The sequence below is a fragment of the Streptococcus mitis genome (assembly GCF_003942685.1).
GTDB lineage: Bacteria > Bacillota > Bacilli > Lactobacillales > Streptococcaceae > Streptococcus > Streptococcus mitis_CD.
In genome coordinates this window covers 1-17,504 of record NZ_RJNR01000022.1, presented here as the reverse complement: position 1 = coordinate 17,504, position 17,504 = coordinate 1, and the positions used below count along the sequence as shown (strand labels likewise).

Genomic DNA, 17,504 nt, shown 5'->3' with positions numbered 1-17,504 from the left:
AGTTCAGTGGTAGAACACCACCTTGCCAAGGTGGGGGTCGCGGGTTCGAATCCCGTCGTTCGCTTAGAGAGGCCGGGGTGGCGGAACTGGCAGACGCACAGGACTTAAAATCCTGCGATTGGTAACGATCGTACCGGTTCGATTCCGGTCCTCGGCATAATATAATGAGCACCCTTAGCTCAACTGGATAGAGTACCTGACTACGAATCAGGCGGTTAGAGGTTCGACTCCTCTAGGGTGCATTTTTCTATTTAACTCGGGAAGTAGCTCAGCTTGGTAGAGTACTTGGTTTGGGACCAAGGTGTCGCAGGTTCGAATCCTGTCTTCCCGATTCATTACAGAGATACGTAAGCGTATCTTTTTTTGTTTAACTAGATATTATATACATTAAGAGAGAATCAGTTTGCTTCTCTCTTTTTTAATTGGTTCTTTGTCAACTGTAGTGGGTTGATGAAAAGCTAAGCTCGAGAAAGGACAAATTTCGTCCTTTCTTTTTGATATTCAGAGCGATAAAAATCCGTTTTTTGAAGTTTCCAAAGTTCCGAAAACCAAAGGCATTGCGCTTGATAAGTTTGATGAGATTATTCGTTGCTTCCATTTTTGCGTTGGAAAAGGGGAGTTGAAGGGCGTTGACAATTTTCTTTTTGTCCTTGAGAAAGGTTTTAAAGACAGTCTGAAAAAGAGGATGAACCTGCTTTAGATTGTCCTCAATGAGTCCGAAAAATTTATTCGGTTCCTTATTCTGAAAGTGAAAAAGCAAGAGTCATAGAGATGATAGTGGTGTTTCAAGTCTTCTGAATAGCTCAAAAGCTTGTCTAGAATTTCTTTATTAGTCAAGTGCATACGAAAAGTAGGGAGATTAAAACGTTTATCACTCAATTTACGACTATCCTGCTGGATGAGCTTCTAGTATCGCTTGATAGCCTTGTATTCATGAGATTTTCGATGAAACTGATTCATGATTTGGACACGCACACAACTCATAGCACGGCTCATGTGTTGGACAATATGGAAACGATCCAACACGATTTTAGCGTTTGGGAGTGAAACAGTCTGGGAGACTGTTTCAGCCTGAGCCTAGAAATTCGAAAGCGAAGCTGCTTAGCCAAGTCATAGTAAGGGCTAAACATATCCTTCGTAATGATTCTCACTCGACAGCGAACAGCTCTATGGTAGCGAAGAAAGTTATTTCGGATGACAGTTTGTGTTCTACCCTCAAGAACAGCTATGATACTGAGATTAAAAAATCTTGCGCAATGAAACTCATCTTCAACTACCGATTGAAACAGTCACTCACCTGACTTTTTTAACATCCAAGGGCATAATTTCAGGCAAATGGCTAAAGTTACACTCAAAGTGAAAGTCATTGAGCTTGCGAATGACAGTTGAAGTTGAAATGGCTAGCTGATGTGAAATATCGGTCATAGAAGTCTTTTCAATCAGCTTTTGAGTAATCTTTTGGTTGATGATACGAGGGATTTGGTGATTCCTCTTGACGATAGAAGTCTCAGCCACCATCGTTTTTGAACAGTGATAGCACTTGAATCGACGCTTGCTAAGCAGAATTCTAGTAGACATACCAGTCGTTTCAAGGTAAGGAATCTTAGACAGTTTTTGAAAGTCATATTTCTTCATTTGACTTCCCACAATGAGGACAAGATGGGACATCGTATTCCAGTTTAGAGATGATTTACTTGTGGGTATTCCTATTGATAACAGCTAAATTCCCAAACTAAGTTCCACCGCTAGTAAAAGTGGAAGTTCCTTTGAGAAGTTACCCTTATTGATAGCATCCATAATTTGGATATTAGGATCTTTAATATCGAGTAGTTTTGTGATAAAGTGTAGTTGTTCCATATGATTCTTTCTAATGAGTTGTTTGGTAACTTTTCATTATAGATCTTATGGGGACTTTTCTATTGCCACTTTTTTCTTTTTTCCTTTCGTGTTACAATAAAGGTATGAATCAGTATCAGAAAAAGATTGTTAAAGGAACAATTTATTCGCTCCTATCCGGCTTAATCTGGGGAATCTGTGGAATTTTAGGAGAATATTTCTTTACTTATTATCAAGTGTCCTCTGGCTGGATTACCTCTATGCGTTTGACACTGGCAGGGAGTCTTGTGCTCATTTGGTCTGCAGTGCAATTAAAATCGCAAGTGCTAGATATTTGGCGAGATAAGAAAAATTATCTGCCCTTTTTAGCCTATTCTATTTTGGGGATTTTTTCAGTTCAGTTTTTTTTCTATCTCTGTGTAGAATACTCAAATGCAGCGACAGCAACTATTTTACAGTTTATTAGCCCTGTCTTTATCCTCTTTTACAATCGCTTAGTTTATCAAAAACGAGCGTCAAAAAGCGCTATTTTTTATGTTTTGGTTGCCATGTTGGGTGTTTGCCTGATGGCGACAAAGGGAGATCTCTCTCAATTATCCATGACACCGCTAGCACTTGTGACGGGTTTGCTGAGTGCCATGGGGGTCATGTTTAATGTTATCTTGCCTCAACCTTTTGCAAAGCGCTATGGTTTTGTACCCACGGTTGGGTGGGGTATGATTTTAGCAGGTTTATTTAGCAATGTTCTCTCACCAGTTTATCAGCTTTCCTTTACTCTTGATATTTGGAGTATCTTGATTTGTCTCATTATCGCTTTCTTTGGGACGGCTTTTGCCTTTTTTATTTCCATGAAGGCAGTGTCCTTGGTTTCTCCTTTGGTGGTTTCTGTCATTAGTGCCAGTGAACCTCTCTCCTCTGCTCTCTTGAGTGTTTTGTTTTTAGGATTGGTGGTGGATTGGTCCCTTCTTCTAGCTATGGCCCTGATTATTTTACCCATGATTTTCCTATCGGTAGAAGAAGCGAAAGAAAGTAAATAAAAAGTCTTTTCTTAATTCTAAAAGTGTGCTATACTAGAATAGTCAATAAAACACGGGGAGATAGTTGTGAAGAGTGTTTTTAGGTTGTATCGGTAGGGGCTTGCTTTTACCGACAGCACGTTTTATCTCACATCCCTAAAAATCATACCTAAAAACAAACAAAAAGGCTTCAAATTTGAGGCCTTTTTTGGTAGAATAGGTATCATTAAAATGAACTAGGAGGCGCCTATGACTGCTACAAAAATGAACGCTCAAGAAATTATCCAATTTATCGCCAATGCTGAAAAGAAAACCAGTGTGAAAGTAACCTTTGAGGGACAACTCGCAACTGCTGTACCAAGCTCTGTTGTCAAACTAGGGAATGTCCTATTTGGAGACTGGAAAGATGTGGCTCCGCTTCTCGATGGTTTGGTAGAAAACCAAGACTATGTTGTTGAGCAAGACGCTCGTAATTCTGCAGTTCCTTTGCTAGATAAACGTGCTATCAACGCTCGTATCGAGCCAGGTGCTATTATCCGTGACCAGGTTGAAATTGGTGACAATGCTGTTATCATGATGGGAGCGGTTATCAATATCGGTGCTGAAATTGGTGCAGGAACCATGATTGACATGGGTGCTATCCTTGGTGGCCGTGCTATCGTGGGGAAAAACAGCCACGTTGGTGCAGGTGCCGTTCTTGCAGGTGTGATTGAGCCAGCTAGCGCAGAACCAGTCCGTGTTGGAGACAATGTTCTTATCGGTGCCAATGCAGTGGTTATTGAAGGGGTCCAAATCGGTAGTGGTTCAGTTGTCGCAGCAGGAGCTATTGTTACCCAAGATGTCCCAGAAAACGTGGTGGTAGCAGGTGTTCCAGCTCGTATCATCAAAGAGATTGATGCCCAAACCCAACAAAAAACAGCGCTAGAGGATGCGCTTCGTACCTTGTAATTGTAAAAGAAAAATAGAGGCGGAACCCTTTTCCAGCCTCTTTCTGCTATATAGGAGGAAAGATAGATGTTAGATTTGATTCAGACTAGACGAGATTTGCACCAGATTCCAGAGATTGGCTTGGAGGAGTTCAAGACTCAGGCTTATCTGCTGGATGTGATTGAGAAATTGACTGCGGGCAAGAATTTTGTTCAAGTTCGTACTTGGCGAACAGGGATTTTGGTCTATTTACAGGGAAGTCAGCCAAAGCGTACCATTGGTTGGCGGACAGATATTGATGGCCTGCCTATTGTCGAACAAACAGGCCTGCCCTTCGCTTCTCTGCATCAAGATCGTATGCATGCTTGTGGCCATGATTTCCACATGACTATTGCTTTAGGCTGTCTTGAGCGAGCCCTTGAGGAGCAACCAAAGAACAATCTGCTCTTTCTGTTTCAACCTGCTGAAGAAAATGAAGCTGGTGGCATGCTCATGTATGAGGATGGCGCTTTTGGAGACTGGTTGCCAGACCAGTTTTATGGGCTTCATGTTCGGCCAGATTTGAAGGTTGGCCAGATTGCGACCAATACTCATACACTCTTTGCAGGTACTTGCGAGGTGAAGATCCGTTTCAAAGGCAAAGGAGGACATGCAGCCTTTCCACATGAAGCTAATGACGCCTTGGTGGCGGCTAGTTACTTTGTGACCCAGGTGCAGTCAGTTGTCAGCCGCAATGTCAACCCAATCGAGGGAGCAGTGGTGACCTTTGGTCTTTTCCAAGCCGGAACAACAAACAATGTCATCACAGACACAGCCTTTTTACATGGAACTATTCGGGCTTTGACACAGGATATGAGTCTCTTGGTGCAAAAGCGGGTCAAAACAGTTGCAGAAGGGGTTGCAGCTGCCTTCGATATGGAAGTAGAAGTGGAACTCAAACAAGGTGGTTACCTACCTGTTGAGAACCATCCAGCCTTGGCGCGTGAACTGATGGATTTCTTTGAAGAAAAAGACGGAATTGAGTTAATTGATATTGAACCTGCTATGACAGGTGAAGACTTTGGTTATCTCCTTTCGAAGGTAGACGGTGTTATGTTTTGGTTGGGTATCGATAGTCCCTACGCTCTTCATCACCCTCAGATGAGCCCTAAGGAAGAAGCATTAGCTATTGGGGTGGATGCGGTTTCTAGTTTCCTGAAAAAGAAGGCAACAGAGTAGAGGAATTATCTATGAAAGCAGAACTACGCAAGAAAATTTTGCAAGAAATGAAGGCTATCCCTCGAGAGCAAAAACAGTTTATAGACCAAGCTTTAACAGAACGACTTTTACACCATCCCTTTTACCAAGAAGCCAGGGTCATCGCAAGCTACCTCTCTTTTCCTCATGAATTTCAAACGCAGGAACTGATTGAGCAGGCGCTGAAGGACGGCAAGAAGGTTCTGATCCCCAAAACTTATCCCAAGGGGCGCATGGACTTTGTGGTCTATGATCCGCAACAGTTGGTAAAAACTTCCTTTGGCTTACTGGAACCACAGGGAGATTTGGAAGTGGTGGATGCCTCTCAGATTGATTTGATTCATGTTCCTGGTCTGGCTTTTACGACGAAAGGATATCGGATAGGATACGGTGGAGGCTATTATGACCGTTATCTGGAACATTTTTCTGGTCATACTTTGAGTACGATATATCCTTGTCAAATTCAGGACTTTATCCCTGAAAACCATGATATTCCTGTTCAGGAGGTATTAATTGATGAAGGAAATCTTTGATAGACGTTATCCTGTGACGAGTTTCTTCCTTTTTGTGACGGCCTTGGTATTTTTACTAATGTTGGTCACTGCAGGTGGAAACTTCGACAGGGCAGATACATTATTTCGATTTGGAGCCATGTATGGGCCAGCTATTCGCCTCTTTCCTGAGCAAGTTTGGCGTCTCTTCTCTGCCATTTTTGTTCATATTGGGTGGGAGCATTTTATTGTCAATATGCTTTCGCTCTATTATCTTGGTAGGCAAGTAGAGGAAATTTTCGGATCCAAGAAGTTTTTCTTTCTCTATCTATTATCTGGAATGATGGGCAATCTCTTTGTTTTTGTATTTAGTCCCAAATCCTTAGCAGCAGGAGCCTCTACCTCTCTTTATGGGCTATTTGCCGCGATTATTGTTCTTCGCTATGCTACTCGGAACCCCTATATCCAGCAGCTAGGCCAATCTTATCTGACACTTTTTGTGGTTAACATTATTGGAAGTGTTCTGATTCCAGGAATCAGCCTAGCAGGCCATATCGGTGGTGCAGTCGGCGGAGCATTTCTAGCAATTATCTTTCCAGTTCGAGGAGAAAGAAGGATGTATGGTACCAGCCAGAGGTTAGGAGCGGTAGTGTTATTCGTAGGACTCGCAGTTTTGCTTTTCTACAAGGGAATGGGGTTGTGACGACTAATATGTAAACTTGAATAAGAAAAAAAGCTACTTGAAAAATGAGTAGCTTTTAATGGTTTTGGAACTATTCGAACCAACACAGCTCTAAAAATAAGTCTTTGTGTGTAGATGATTTGAGAAAGTGAGCGCCCATTAAGTCATTTGTAAATAAGTTTTTTTGCAGAAAATTGAGAATGGTGTGCTTTTTTATTTCTTTTGTATCGTAAGTTTCTAGAATATAGTGTTGTATCAGTCTTATTATATATTTTAAAAATAGAAAATGTTATAATATTAGAAATTGATTGAAGAATTATTAGAATAAAAGAGGTATAAAGTTGGAAAATTGTGTTTACATTATTTCAGGCCCCCCAGGCGTTGGGAAAAGTACTGTTAGTAAAGAGTTAGCTTATTCTTTTGATAAGAGTGCAGTTATAGAGGGGGATTTGATTTACTTAATGATTAAAGGTGGCATAGTGGCTCCCTGGGAAGATGAGGGCTATTACATGGATTTGTTTTGGGACAATATCATCAGCTTGACCAATAATTTTATAACTCGAGGCATCTCTGTCGTAATAGAGTATGTCATTTTTGAATACCAACTGAAGAAAATTGCTTCTTTCTTAAAAGAAAAACAAATTGGTCTAAAATATTGTGTCTTAATGGCCGAAGAAAAAACCTTGAAAGATAGGGATGGTTCTCGAAAAGAAATTGAAAGAGTGGGCAACTTATCAATACAAGCAAGAAGTGAGTTTCTAGCTAAAAATAAGGAGAAGGAAAAACATTTTCTGTATACAGATGATTTAGACGTCCCCAAAATAGCAAATATCATTAAAACTTCAAATCGATTTTTGATTGAAAATCTGTAATCCATCATTAAGGACCGAAGTTGAGTTAGTAGATTTAGAGACATATCTCATAAATCTTTAAATTGTATGTAAATTTGTAAAATAATTAAGTCTCCAGAGTCAACTTACTGGAGACTTAATTTATTAACTGGAAACTAATTCTATTCCCCCTCAGCTAATTCTTTTCCCAATTGGATGAGGTAATCTTTCAAGTCATCTTTGACTTGTGGGTGTTTGAGGGCATAGTCAATAGATGTTTTCATAAAGCCAAACTTATCCCCAACGTCGTAACGAGCTCCTGTAAATTCACGGGCGAAAACACATTGTGTTTTATTAAGCGTATCAATAGCGTCGGTAAGCTGGATTTCATTTCCAGCGCCAGGAGCTTGATTTTCGAGGATCTCAAAAATTTCTGGTGTGAGCAGATAGCGCCCGATAATTGCTAAATCACTTGGAGCATCTTCTGGAGCTGGTTTTTCAACGAAAGTTTCGACACTGTAGAGACCATTAATCCCTTCACCCTGAGGAGCGATAACTCCATATGCTGAAACTTCTTCATGAGGGACAGGCATAACAGCAATTGTTGATGCGTGAGTCGACTCGTAATCATTCATCAATTGTTTTGTCAAAGGGACAGCGTTGTCATCTGTGATATCCATTAGGTCGTCACCAAGCATGACAACGAAGGGTTCATTCGCCACAAAAGCTTTTGCTTGTAAGACAGCATCGCCAAGACCACGAGGATGGCTTTGACGGATAAAGTGAAGGCGAATGCCAGTTGTTTCGTCTACCAATTTTAGCAAGTCATGTTTGCCTTTTTCTTTGAGGTTGTACTCAAGCTCAAAGTTTGAGTCAAAGTGGTCTTCAATAGAACGTTTTGATTTACCAGTGACAACCAGAATATCTTCAATACCTGATTTAAGAGCTTCTTCTACGATGAATTGGATAGTTGGTTTGTCCACAATTGGCAACATTTCTTTAGCAAGTGCTTTGGTTGCTGGTAAAAATCGAGTCCCGAGTCCAGCGGCAGGGATGACTGCCTTTCTAACTTTTGATGTCATAAGAATCCTTTCTCTAGAGGGTTAAGACCACTCATTTTCTGCTTTAAATTCATTGTTCATGATGTCATAAATGGCATCTTTAATATTGGTTCCGTGGTAAATAACTTGGTAAATGGCCTGTGTAATTGGCATATAGACTCCAAGTTCTTGCGCTAGTTCATAAGCTGCTCGAGTCGTTGAAATTCCTTCAATCACCATGCCCATATTGGCTTCGATATCAGCTAGAGATTCTCCACGACCAAGAGCATCTCCGGCTCTCCAGTTACGAGAGTGGATGGAGGTTCCCGTTACGATCAGGTCTCCTACACCAGATAAGCCACTATAGGTCAATGGATTGGCACCGAGTGCTACTCCTAAGCGGGTAATTTCTGCTAGGCCTCGAGCGATGATGGCTGCCTTAGCGTTGTCACCAAATCCTAAACCATGTAAGGCTCCAGCACCGACAGCGATAATGTTTTTAAGAGCACCAGCGGTTTCAACTCCGATAACATCCGTATTAGTATAAAGTCGGAAGTAGTGATTACTAAAGAGCTCTTGAGCGTATTGAGCGGTTTGTAAATCTTTAGAAGCAGCAGTGATTAAAGTTAGGTCACGCACAATGGTTTCTTCTGCATGACTAGGTCCTGAAACAACGACAATATCACTGCGGAGATGTTCAGGAATTTCTTCTTCAAGGATAGTTGATAATCGTTTATGGCTATCAGGTTCTAATCCCTTTGATGCGTGCATGACGATAGCCTTATGGTCCAAGGTTTTTGCAACTTGTTGGGCAACAAGTCGTGTCACTTTTGTTGGGACAACAAACAAAATCGCATCTACATCTTTCAGTGCCTCTGCTAAGTCGGTGTAGGCAATGATATTTTCATCTAGAACGACATCTTTAAAGTAGTGTTTGTTAGTATGATAGGTATTAATTTCATTGATTTGCTCGGGAATGTTTCCCCAAATACGTACCTCGTGTCCATTGTCATTTAAGACTTGTGAAAGGGCAGTTCCCCAAGAACCAGGCCCCAAGACGGCGATGGTTTGTTTTTTCATATTCCCCTCCTTTATAACCTTCTTTTTACTATTTTACCATAAAAACCTTTATCATGCATTACTGTAGATGAAAGCGCACTAATTTGTATCAAGGAGACTTCTTTGACAAGTTTCAACTTTTTTGCTAGAATAACATCACACAAACAGAATGAGAAGGAGCTGACGCATTGTCGCTCCCTTTTGTCTATTTTTTAAGGAGAAAGTATGCTGATTCAGAAAATAAAAACCTACAAGTGGCAGGCCTTGGCTTCGCTCCTGATGACAGGCTTGATGGTTGCTAGTTCACTTTTGCAACCGCGTTATCTGCAGGAAGTGTTAGACGCCCTCCTTGCTGGGAAATATGAAGCCATTTATAGTATAGGGGCTTGGTTGATTGGTGTGGCCTTGGTCGGTCTAGTTGCTGGTGGTCTTAATGTTGTCCTAGCAGCCTATATTGCCCAAGGAGTTTCATCCGATCTTCGAGAGGATGCCTTCCGTAAAATCCAAACCTTTTCTTATGCCAATATTGAACAATTTAATGCGGGAAATCTAGTCGTTCGCATGACAAATGATATCAACCAGATTCAGAACGTCGTCATGATGACCTTCCAAATTCTTTTCAGACTTCCCCTCTTGTTCATCGGTTCGTTTATCTTGGCGGTTCAAACCCTACCTTCTCTGTGGTGGGTGATTGTTCTCATGGTGATCTTAATTTTTGGTTTGACTGCTGTCATGATGGGTATGATGGGGCCTCGTTTTGCCAAGTTTCAAACCCTTCTTGAACGCATCAATGCCATTGCCAAGGAAAATCTGCGTGGCGTTCGCGTGGTCAAGTCCTTTGTCCAAGAAAAAGAGCAGTTTGCTAAGTTTACGGAGGTTTCAGACGAGCTACTCGGTCAAAATCTTTACATTGGTTATGCCTTTTCAGTAGTGGAACCCTTTATGATGTTGGTCGGTTATGGGTCGGTATTCCTCTCTATTTGGCTAGTTGCAGGGATGGTTCAGTCGGATCCGTCAGTTGTTGGCTCCATTGCTTCCTTTGTCAATTACCTAAGCCAGATTATCTTTACCATTGTTATGGTTGGATTTTTGGGAAATTCTGTCAGTCGTGCCATGATTTCTATGCGTCGTATTCGAGAAATTCTTGACGCAGAGCCAGCCATGACCTTCAAGGATGTGCCAGATGAAGAGTTGGTCGGAAGTCTTAGCTTTGAAAATGTGACCTTTACCTATCCAATGGACAAGGAACCGATGCTGAAAGATGTGACCTTTACTATCGAACCTGGTCAGATGGTTGGTGTAGTTGGAGCCACTGGTGCAGGAAAATCAACCTTGGCTCAATTGATTCCACGTCTCTTTGACCCGCAGGAAGGGGCTATCAAAATCGGAGGCAAGGATATTCGAGAAGTGAGTGAAGGGACCCTGCGTAAAGCTGTCTCTATCGTTCTCCAACGTGCCATTCTCTTTAGTGGGACGATTGCTGATAACTTGAGACAGGGCAAAGGAGATGCCACTCTATTTGAAATGGAGCGAGCAGCCAATATTGCTCAAGCCAGTGAATTCATTCATCGTATGGAAAAAACCTTTGAAAGTCCAGTTGAGGAACGGGGAACCAATTTCTCTGGTGGACAAAAGCAAAGGATGTCGATTGCGCGTGGGATTGTCAGCAATCCACGTATTCTGATTTTTGACGATTCGACCTCGGCCTTGGATGCCAAGTCAGAGCGCCTGGTTCAAGAAGCCTTGAATAAGGACTTGAAGGGGACGACAACCATTATCATCGCGCAAAAGATTAGCTCGGTTGTCCATGCAGACAAGATCTTGGTACTGGATCAAGGACGATTGATTGGTCAAGGTACGCATGCAGACTTGGTTGCCAACAATGCTGTTTACCGTGAAATCTACGAAACACAGAAAGGAAAGGAGGAGTAAAATGAAGACAGTTCAATTTTTTTGGAATTATTTTAAAGTCTATAAGCTATCATTTGTAGTTGTTATCCTGATGATTGTTCTGGCAACTCTTGCCCAAGCCCTCTTTCCGGTCTTTTCTGGACAAGCAGTGACGCAGCTAGCTAATTTAGTTCAAGCTTATCAAAATGGCAATCCAGAACTTGTTTGGCAAAGCCTATCAGGAATCATGGTCAATCTTGGCCTGCTGGTTTTGGTTCTCTTTATCTCCAGTGTCATATACATGTGTCTTATGACGCGCGTGATTGCAGAGTCGACAAACGAGATGCGCAAAGGCCTCTTCGGTAAGCTTTCTCGGTTAGCGGTTTCTTTCTTTGACCGCCGAAAAGATGGCGATATCCTGTCTCGTTTTACCAGTGATTTGGATAATATCCTCCAAGCCTTTAACGAAAGTTTGATTCAGGTCATGAGCAATATTGTTTTATATATTGGTCTGATTCTCGTCATGTTTTCGAGAAATGTGACGCTGGCCCTCATCACCATAGCAAGCACACCAGTGGCCTTCCTTATGCTGATTTTTATTGTAAAAATGGCACGCAAATACACCAACCTCCAGCAAAAAGAGGTAGGGAAACTCAACGCCTATATGGACGAGAGTATTTCAGGCCAAAAAGCCGTGATTGTGCAAGGAATTCAAGAGGATATGATGGCAGGGTTTCTTGAACAAAATGAGCGCGTGCGCAGGGCAACCTTTAAAGGAAGAATGTTCTCAGGAATTCTTTTCCCTGTCATGAATGGGATGAGTCTGGTCAACACAGCCATCGTTATCTTTGCTGGTTCGGCCGTTCTATTAAACGATAAGACTATTGAAACAAGTACAGCCCTAGGTTTGATTGTTATGTTTGCACAATTTTCACAGCAGTACTACCAGCCTATTATTCAAGTTGCGGCTAGTTGGGGAAGCCTTCAGTTAGCCTTTACAGGTGCTGAACGAATTCAGGAAATGTTTGATGCAGAGGAAGAAATTCGACCTGAAAAGGCGCCGATCTTTACTCAGTTGCAAGAAGGTGTTGAAATTAGTCATATTGATTTTTCATACTTACCTGATAAACCTATTTTGAAAGATGTCAGCATTTCTGCCCCTAAAGGCCAGATGACTGCAGTTGTTGGGCCAACAGGTTCAGGGAAAACGACTATTATGAACCTTATCAATCGCTTTTATGATGTTGATGCTGGTGGTATTTATTTTGATGGGAAAGACATCCGTGACTATGACTTGGATAGTCTCAGAAGCAAGGTGGGGATTGTCTTGCAAGATTCGGTCTTGTTTAGCGGAACGATTCGAGACAATATCCGTTTCGGTGTACCAGATGCTAGTCAAGAAATGGTTGAGGCAGCAGCCAAAGCAACCCACATTCACGACTATATCGAAAGCTTGCCTGATAAGTACGATACCCTTATCGATGATGATCAAAGCATTTTCTCGACAGGACAAAAGCAATTGATTTCTATCGCTCGAACCCTGATGACAGATCCAGAAGTTCTCATTCTCGATGAAGCAACTTCAAACGTAGATACGGTGACAGAAAGCAAGATTCAGCATGCCATGGAGGCAGTTGTAGCAGGTAGAACCAGTTTTGTCATTGCCCATCGCTTGAAAACCATTCTCAATGCTGATCAGATTATTGTCCTTAAAGATGGAGAAGTCATTGAACGCGGGAACCACCATGAACTCTTGAAACTAGGTGGCTTCTACTCAGAACTCTATCACAATCAATTTGTTTTTGAATAAGAAAAAAGTTGTCCCCTTGGGCAGCTTTTTTTGTTCATAAAAAATATTTATCACGGACTTAAAAAAACATATTAGACGAAAGGCGTTTTGAGTGATATGATAGGACTATCGTTAACATTCGAAAGGAGAGGCATCATGGCTAGAACGGTTGTAGGAGTTGCTGCAAATCTATGTCCCGTAGACGCAGAAGGCAAAAACATTCATTCATCTGTATCTTGTAGATTCGCAGAGAGCATTCGTCAAGTCGGTGGTCTCCCTTTAGTCATTCCTGTTGGTGATGAGTCAGTTGTACGCGATTATGTAGAAATGATAGATAAACTTATCTTGACAGGCGGTCAAAATGTCCACCCTCAGTTTTATGGAGAGAAAAAAACCATCGAGAGCGATGATTACAATCTAGTCCGTGATGAGTTTGAACTGGCACTCTTGAAGGAAGCGCTTCGTCAGAATAAACCAATTATGGCAATCTGTCGCGGTGTTCAACTTGTCAATGTTGCCTTTGGGGGAACCCTCAATCAAGAAATTGACGGCCACTGGCAAGGCCTACCTTTCGGAACATCTCATTCTATTGAGACAGTAGAAGGAAGCGTAGTGGCTAAGCTATTTGGAAAAGAAAGTCAGGTCAACTCCGTCCATCGTCAAAGTATTAAAGATTTGGCACCTAATTTCCGTGTAACTGCTATTGATCCAAGAGACCAGACCATCGAAGCGATTGAGTCTATCGATGAGCACCGCATTATCGGTTTGCAGTGGCATCCAGAGTTTCTGGTTAATGAAGAAGATGGCAATTTAGAATTATTTGAGTATTTATTGAATGAACTGTGACGACTGGGACATCTGGTCGTTCTTTATTTTATTTTTTCAAAATTTTTGGAATGTGGCATTTTTACGCAAACGTTTGAATTCTGATAAAAATTGGAGAAATTCGACAAAAAAACTTGAAAAAAACGAAGGTAAGCGTTATGATAGAAAAGAAGAAATATTGGAGGAATAACATGTCACATATTAAATTTGATTATTCAAAAGTTTTAGACAAATTTGTTGCACCACATGAAGTGGAATACATGCAATCACAAGTAACAGCAGCAGATGAATTGATTCGTAAAGGAACTGGTGCTGGTAGCGACTTCTTGGGATGGTTGGACCTTCCTGAAAACTACGACCGCGAAGAATTTGACCGTATCTTGAAAGCTGCTGAGCAAATCAAATCAGACAGCGATGTCTTGGTTGTGATCGGTATCGGTGGATCTTACCTTGGTGCCAAAGCAGCAATCGACTTCTTGAACCACCACTTTGCTAACTTGCAAACAAAAGAAGAACGCAAGGCTCCACAAATCCTTTATGCAGGAAACTCAATCTCATCTACTTACCTTGCTGACTTGGTAGAGTACGTAGCTGATAAAGACTTCTCAGTAAACGTGATTTCTAAATCAGGTACAACAACTGAACCAGCGATTGCTTTCCGTGTCTTCAAAGAACTCTTGGTTAAGAAATACGGTCAAGAAGAAGCAAATAAACGTATCTATGCAACAACTGACCGCCAAAAAGGTGCTGTTAAGGTTGAAGCAGACGCTAACGGTTGGGAAACATTTGTTGTTCCAGATGATATCGGTGGACGCTTCTCAGTATTGACAGCCGTTGGTTTGCTTCCAATCGCAGCATCAGGAGCTGACATCAAAGCCCTTATGGAAGGTGCGAATGCAGCTCGCAAAGACTACACTTCAGATAAAATCTCTGAAAACGAAGCTTACCAATACGCAGCAGTTCGTAACATCCTTTACCGTAAAGGCTATGCAACTGAGATATTGGTAAACTACGAGCCATCACTTCAATACTTCTCAGAGTGGTGGAAACAATTGGCTGGTGAATCAGAAGGAAAAGACCAAAAAGGTATCTACCCAACTTCAGCCAACTTCTCAACTGACTTGCACTCACTTGGTCAATTTATCCAAGAAGGAACTCGTATCATGTTTGAAACAGTTGTTCGTGTTGACAAACCTCGTAAAAACGTGATTATCCCTAGCTTGGAAGAAGACCTTGATGGACTTGGTTACCTTCAAGGAAAAGACGTTGACTTTGTAAACAAAAAAGCAACTGATGGTGTTCTTCTTGCCCACACAGATGGTGATGTACCAAACATGTACGTGACTCTTCCAGAGCAAGACGCTTTCACTCTTGGTTACACAATCTACTTCTTCGAATTGGCTATCGCTCTTTCAGGTTACTTGAATGCTATCAACCCATTTGACCAACCAGGTGTTGAAGCTTACAAACGTAACATGTTTGCCCTTCTTGGAAAACCAGGATTTGAAGAATTGAGCAAAGAACTTAACGCACGTCTATAATAGAAGAAAAGAGTGGTTTGTCCACTCTTTTTACTCTCTTTATTCATAGAAATTGGACTCAGCCAAGACTTGTGATATAATATAGAGAGCAAAAAGGCAGATGCCTAGAGACTTTATAGGAGAAACTATGTCAAAAGATATCCGCGTACGTTACGCACCAAGTCCAACAGGACTACTACACATCGGGAATGCCCGTACAGCATTGTTCAACTACTTGTATGCAAGTCATCATGGTGGAACTTTTATCATTCGTATCGAAGATACTGACCGTAAACGTCATGTCGAGGATGGTGAACGTTCACAGCTTGAAAACCTTCGTTGGTTAGGTATGGATTGGGATGAAAGCCCAGAAACACATGAAAATTACCGTCAGTCTGAGCGTTTGGACTTGTATCAAAAATACATCGACCAACTATTAGCTGAAGGAAAAGCCTACAAATCTTACGTTACAGAAGAAGAGCTGGCAGCTGAACGCGAACGCCAAGAAGCAGCTGGCGAAACACCACGCTACATCAATGAATACCTTGGTATGAGTGAAGAAGAAAAAGCAGCTTACATCGCAGAACGTGAAGCAGCGGGGATCATCCCAACAGTTCGCTTGGCTGTCAATGAGTCAGGTATCTACAAGTGGCATGATATGGTCAAAGGTGATATCGAATTTGAAGGTGGCAATATCGGTGGTGACTGGGTTATCCAAAAGAAAGATGGTTACCCAACATACAACTTTGCCGTTGTCATTGATGACCATGATATGCAGATTTCTCACGTAATCCGTGGAGACGACCACATTGCTAATACACCAAAACAGCTCATGGTTTATGAAGCACTTGGTTGGGAAGCTCCAGAGTTTGGTCACATGACTTTGATTATCAACTCTGAAACTGGGAAAAAATTGTCTAAACGTGACACCAATACCCTTCAGTTTATCGAAGACTACCGTAAAAAAGGTTATTTACCAGAAGCAGTCTTTAACTTTATTGCTCTTCTTGGTTGGAACCCAGGTGGCGAAGATGAAATCTTCTCTCGTGAAGAACTCATTAAACTTTTCGATGAGAACCGCCTCAGCAAGTCACCAGCAGCCTTTGATCAGAAGAAACTCGACTGGATGAGCAATGATTATATCAAGAATGCAGACCTAGAAACTATCTTTGAAATGGCAAAACCATTCTTAGAGGAAGCAGGCCGTTTAACTGACAAGGCTGAAAAATTAGTTGAGCTCTATAAACCACAAATGAAATCAGTAGATGAAATTATTCCATTGACAGATCTTTTCTTCTCAGATTTCCCAGAATTGACAGACGCAGAACGCGAAGTCATGGCGGGGGAAACAGTCCCAACAGTTCTTGAAGCCTTCAAGGCAAAACTTGAAGCGATGACAGATGATGAATTTGTAACAGAAAATATCTTCCCACAAATCAAAGCTGTTCAAAAAGAAACAGGTATCAAAGGGAAAAATCTCTTCATGCCTATTCGTATCGCTGTTTCAGGTGAAATGCATGGACCAGAATTACCAGATACAATTTTCTTGCTTGGACGTGAAAAATCAATCCAGCATATCGAAAATATGTTAAAGGAAATCTCTAAATAAGAAGGGTACAATAATGGACATCTGGGAAAAGATGTACGAAGAAGCACAGAAATTGTATAATCCACATGAAGTATCTGATTTTGTTTATGCTAATCATGTCGTTGCCGCAGTAGAAGCAGAAGATGGACAAGTATTTACAGGATTCTGTATGGAGGGAACATGTGGTGTGTTTCATCTCTGCGCAGAGCGGGCAGCACTCTTTAATATGTACCAATTCTCAGGACAAACTAAGGTTAAAAAAGTATTAGCTTTTCGAGATAAACCACCTTATGGTGGAAGTTCAGCCATGCCTTGCGGTGCCTGTAGAGAATTCTTTTTAGAGCTTAATGCTGAAAATAAAGATGCAGAATTTATGATGGACTACGATACAAGAAAGACGGTGAAAGTCGCAGAACTAATCCCCTATTGGTGGGGAGAAGAACGTGCTTCTAAGTTAAATAATCAATAGAAGAGTCAGTATAATTCTGGCTCTTTTTACTTAATTTGAAAAAAGATAAAAAAAGTAGTTGACAAAGGTGAAAAAGTCTGTATAATAGTAAGAGTTGAAAATAACAACTCAGGTCCGTTGGTCAAGGGGTTAAGACACCGCCTTTTCACGGCGGTAACACGGGTTCGAATCCCGTACGGACTATGGTGTATTGTGGTTGAGGCACTTGATGAAAAAAGTTAAAAAAGTTTCAAAAAAGTGTTGACAAGCGAAAGCGGCTGTGATATACTAATATAGTTGTCACTTGAGAGAAGTGAGTGACAAAGA

Annotated in this window: 14 protein-coding genes, 5 tRNA genes and 1 pseudogene; 17 read left to right on the top strand and 3 right to left on the bottom strand. The window is 41.4% G+C overall.

Annotated elements, in window-relative coordinates; translation table 11 throughout:
* From D8855_RS09795 to D8855_RS09780, 4 genes are all read left to right on the top strand, one after another.
* Positions 1-61: transfer RNA gene (locus D8855_RS09795), tRNA-Gly, on the top strand.
* Positions 62-71: 10 nt separating this feature from the next.
* Positions 72-157 (top strand) — tRNA-Leu (locus tag D8855_RS09790).
* An 11-nt stretch (positions 158-168) separates the two neighbouring features.
* Positions 169-242 (top strand) — tRNA-Arg (locus D8855_RS09785).
* A 15-nt stretch (positions 243-257) separates the two neighbouring features.
* Positions 258-331, top strand: a tRNA-Pro gene (locus D8855_RS09780).
* 127 nt (positions 332-458) lie between these two features.
* On the opposite strand, the pseudogene D8855_RS09775 reads toward D8855_RS09780, so the two are convergent.
* Positions 459-1,857: pseudogene (locus D8855_RS09775) on the bottom strand (ISL3 family transposase).
* 104 nt (positions 1,858-1,961) lie between these two features.
* Here D8855_RS09775 and D8855_RS09770 point away from each other — a divergent pair.
* From D8855_RS09770 to D8855_RS09745, 6 genes are all read left to right on the top strand, one after another.
* Positions 1,962-2,873 carry a DMT family transporter gene (locus D8855_RS09770; RefSeq protein ID WP_125417155.1) on the top strand — a complete coding sequence of 304 codons (912 nt, stop codon included), beginning with the start codon at positions 1,962-1,964 and terminating at the stop codon, positions 2,871-2,873.
* 228 nt (positions 2,874-3,101) lie between these two features.
* The gene (dapD, locus tag D8855_RS09765) at positions 3,102-3,800 is read left to right on the top strand and encodes a 2,3,4,5-tetrahydropyridine-2,6-dicarboxylate N-acetyltransferase (protein WP_000127460.1); all 699 of its coding nucleotides are present in this window, start codon (positions 3,102-3,104) and stop codon (positions 3,798-3,800) included.
* 66 nt (positions 3,801-3,866) lie between these two features.
* Positions 3,867-4,997 (top strand): N-acetyldiaminopimelate deacetylase, encoded by a 1,131-nt coding sequence (locus D8855_RS09760; RefSeq protein WP_125417154.1) that lies wholly within the window; start codon positions 3,867-3,869, stop codon positions 4,995-4,997.
* Between the two features lie 11 nt (positions 4,998-5,008).
* A complete protein-coding gene (locus D8855_RS09755) occupies positions 5,009-5,548 on the top strand; it encodes a 5-formyltetrahydrofolate cyclo-ligase (protein ID WP_125386984.1) in 540 nt (179 codons plus the stop codon).
* Positions 5,532-6,209: a rhomboid family intramembrane serine protease gene (locus D8855_RS09750; protein ID WP_125386985.1), complete on the top strand. Its 678-nt coding sequence runs from the start codon at positions 5,532-5,534 to the stop codon at positions 6,207-6,209. Before D8855_RS09755 ends, D8855_RS09750 begins: the two co-directional genes overlap by 17 nt.
* Positions 6,210-6,529: 320 nt before the next feature.
* On the top strand, positions 6,530-7,060 hold the full coding sequence (locus tag D8855_RS09745) for an ATP-binding protein (RefSeq protein WP_060627237.1): 531 nt from the start codon (positions 6,530-6,532) through the stop codon (positions 7,058-7,060).
* 140 nt (positions 7,061-7,200) lie between these two features.
* Here the strand turns inward: D8855_RS09745 and galU are convergent, their stop codons facing one another.
* A complete protein-coding gene (gene galU / locus D8855_RS09740; protein ID WP_125417153.1) occupies positions 7,201-8,100 on the bottom strand; it encodes a UTP--glucose-1-phosphate uridylyltransferase GalU in 900 nt (299 codons plus the stop codon).
* Positions 8,101-8,121: 21 nt separating this feature from the next.
* Positions 8,122-9,138 (bottom strand): NAD(P)H-dependent glycerol-3-phosphate dehydrogenase, encoded by a 1,017-nt coding sequence (locus D8855_RS09735; RefSeq protein WP_125417152.1) that lies wholly within the window; start codon positions 9,136-9,138, stop codon positions 8,122-8,124.
* Positions 9,139-9,342: 204 nt separating this feature from the next.
* Between D8855_RS09735 and patA the strand changes: the two genes are divergently transcribed.
* From patA to D8855_RS09695, 7 genes are all read left to right on the top strand, one after another.
* On the top strand, positions 9,343-11,049 hold the full coding sequence (patA, locus tag D8855_RS09730; RefSeq protein WP_049486964.1) for a multidrug efflux ABC transporter subunit PatA: 1,707 nt from the start codon (positions 9,343-9,345) through the stop codon (positions 11,047-11,049).
* A gap of 1 nt (position 11,050) precedes the next feature.
* Positions 11,051-12,817: a multidrug efflux ABC transporter subunit PatB gene (gene patB / locus D8855_RS09725; protein ID WP_125417151.1), complete on the top strand. Its 1,767-nt coding sequence runs from the start codon at positions 11,051-11,053 to the stop codon at positions 12,815-12,817.
* Positions 12,818-12,952: 135 nt separating this feature from the next.
* Positions 12,953-13,642 carry a gamma-glutamyl-gamma-aminobutyrate hydrolase family protein gene (locus tag D8855_RS09720; RefSeq protein WP_061590510.1) on the top strand — a complete coding sequence of 230 codons (690 nt, stop codon included), beginning with the start codon at positions 12,953-12,955 and terminating at the stop codon, positions 13,640-13,642.
* Between the two features lie 170 nt (positions 13,643-13,812).
* Entirely contained in the window at positions 13,813-15,162 is a 1,350-nt protein-coding gene (locus D8855_RS09710) for a glucose-6-phosphate isomerase (protein ID WP_000018268.1), read from the top strand.
* A gap of 127 nt (positions 15,163-15,289) precedes the next feature.
* Positions 15,290-16,750 carry a glutamate--tRNA ligase gene (gene gltX / locus D8855_RS09705; protein ID WP_125417150.1) on the top strand — a complete coding sequence of 487 codons (1,461 nt, stop codon included), beginning with the start codon at positions 15,290-15,292 and terminating at the stop codon, positions 16,748-16,750.
* A 13-nt stretch (positions 16,751-16,763) separates the two neighbouring features.
* A complete protein-coding gene (locus tag D8855_RS09700; protein ID WP_125417149.1) occupies positions 16,764-17,198 on the top strand; it encodes a cytidine deaminase family protein in 435 nt (144 codons plus the stop codon).
* 111 nt (positions 17,199-17,309) lie between these two features.
* Positions 17,310-17,381: transfer RNA gene (locus tag D8855_RS09695), tRNA-Glu, on the top strand.
* Positions 17,382-17,504: the final 123 nt, after the last annotated feature.

Bases quoted from the DNA above. Each gene is read 5' to 3' on its own strand.
- D8855_RS09770 (WP_125417155.1), top strand. From the start codon at position 1,962: ATGAATCAGTATCAGAAAAAGATTGTTAAAGGAACAATTTATTCGCTC.
- dapD (WP_000127460.1), top strand. From the start codon at position 3,102: ATGACTGCTACAAAAATGAACGCTCAAGAAATTATCCAATTTATCGCC.
- D8855_RS09760 (WP_125417154.1), top strand. From the start codon at position 3,867: ATGTTAGATTTGATTCAGACTAGACGAGATTTGCACCAGATTCCAGAG.
- D8855_RS09755 (WP_125386984.1), top strand. From the start codon at position 5,009: ATGAAAGCAGAACTACGCAAGAAAATTTTGCAAGAAATGAAGGCTATC.
- D8855_RS09750 (WP_125386985.1), top strand. From the start codon at position 5,532: ATGAAGGAAATCTTTGATAGACGTTATCCTGTGACGAGTTTCTTCCTT.
- galU (WP_125417153.1), bottom strand. From the start codon at position 8,100: ATGACATCAAAAGTTAGAAAGGCAGTCATCCCTGCCGCTGGACTCGGG.
- D8855_RS09735 (WP_125417152.1), bottom strand. From the start codon at position 9,138: ATGAAAAAACAAACCATCGCCGTCTTGGGGCCTGGTTCTTGGGGAACT.
- patA (WP_049486964.1), top strand. From the start codon at position 9,343: ATGCTGATTCAGAAAATAAAAACCTACAAGTGGCAGGCCTTGGCTTCG.
- patB (WP_125417151.1), top strand. From the start codon at position 11,051: ATGAAGACAGTTCAATTTTTTTGGAATTATTTTAAAGTCTATAAGCTA.
- D8855_RS09720 (WP_061590510.1), top strand. From the start codon at position 12,953: ATGGCTAGAACGGTTGTAGGAGTTGCTGCAAATCTATGTCCCGTAGAC.
- D8855_RS09710 (WP_000018268.1), top strand. From the start codon at position 13,813: ATGTCACATATTAAATTTGATTATTCAAAAGTTTTAGACAAATTTGTT.
- gltX (WP_125417150.1), top strand. From the start codon at position 15,290: ATGTCAAAAGATATCCGCGTACGTTACGCACCAAGTCCAACAGGACTA.
- D8855_RS09700 (WP_125417149.1), top strand. From the start codon at position 16,764: ATGGACATCTGGGAAAAGATGTACGAAGAAGCACAGAAATTGTATAAT.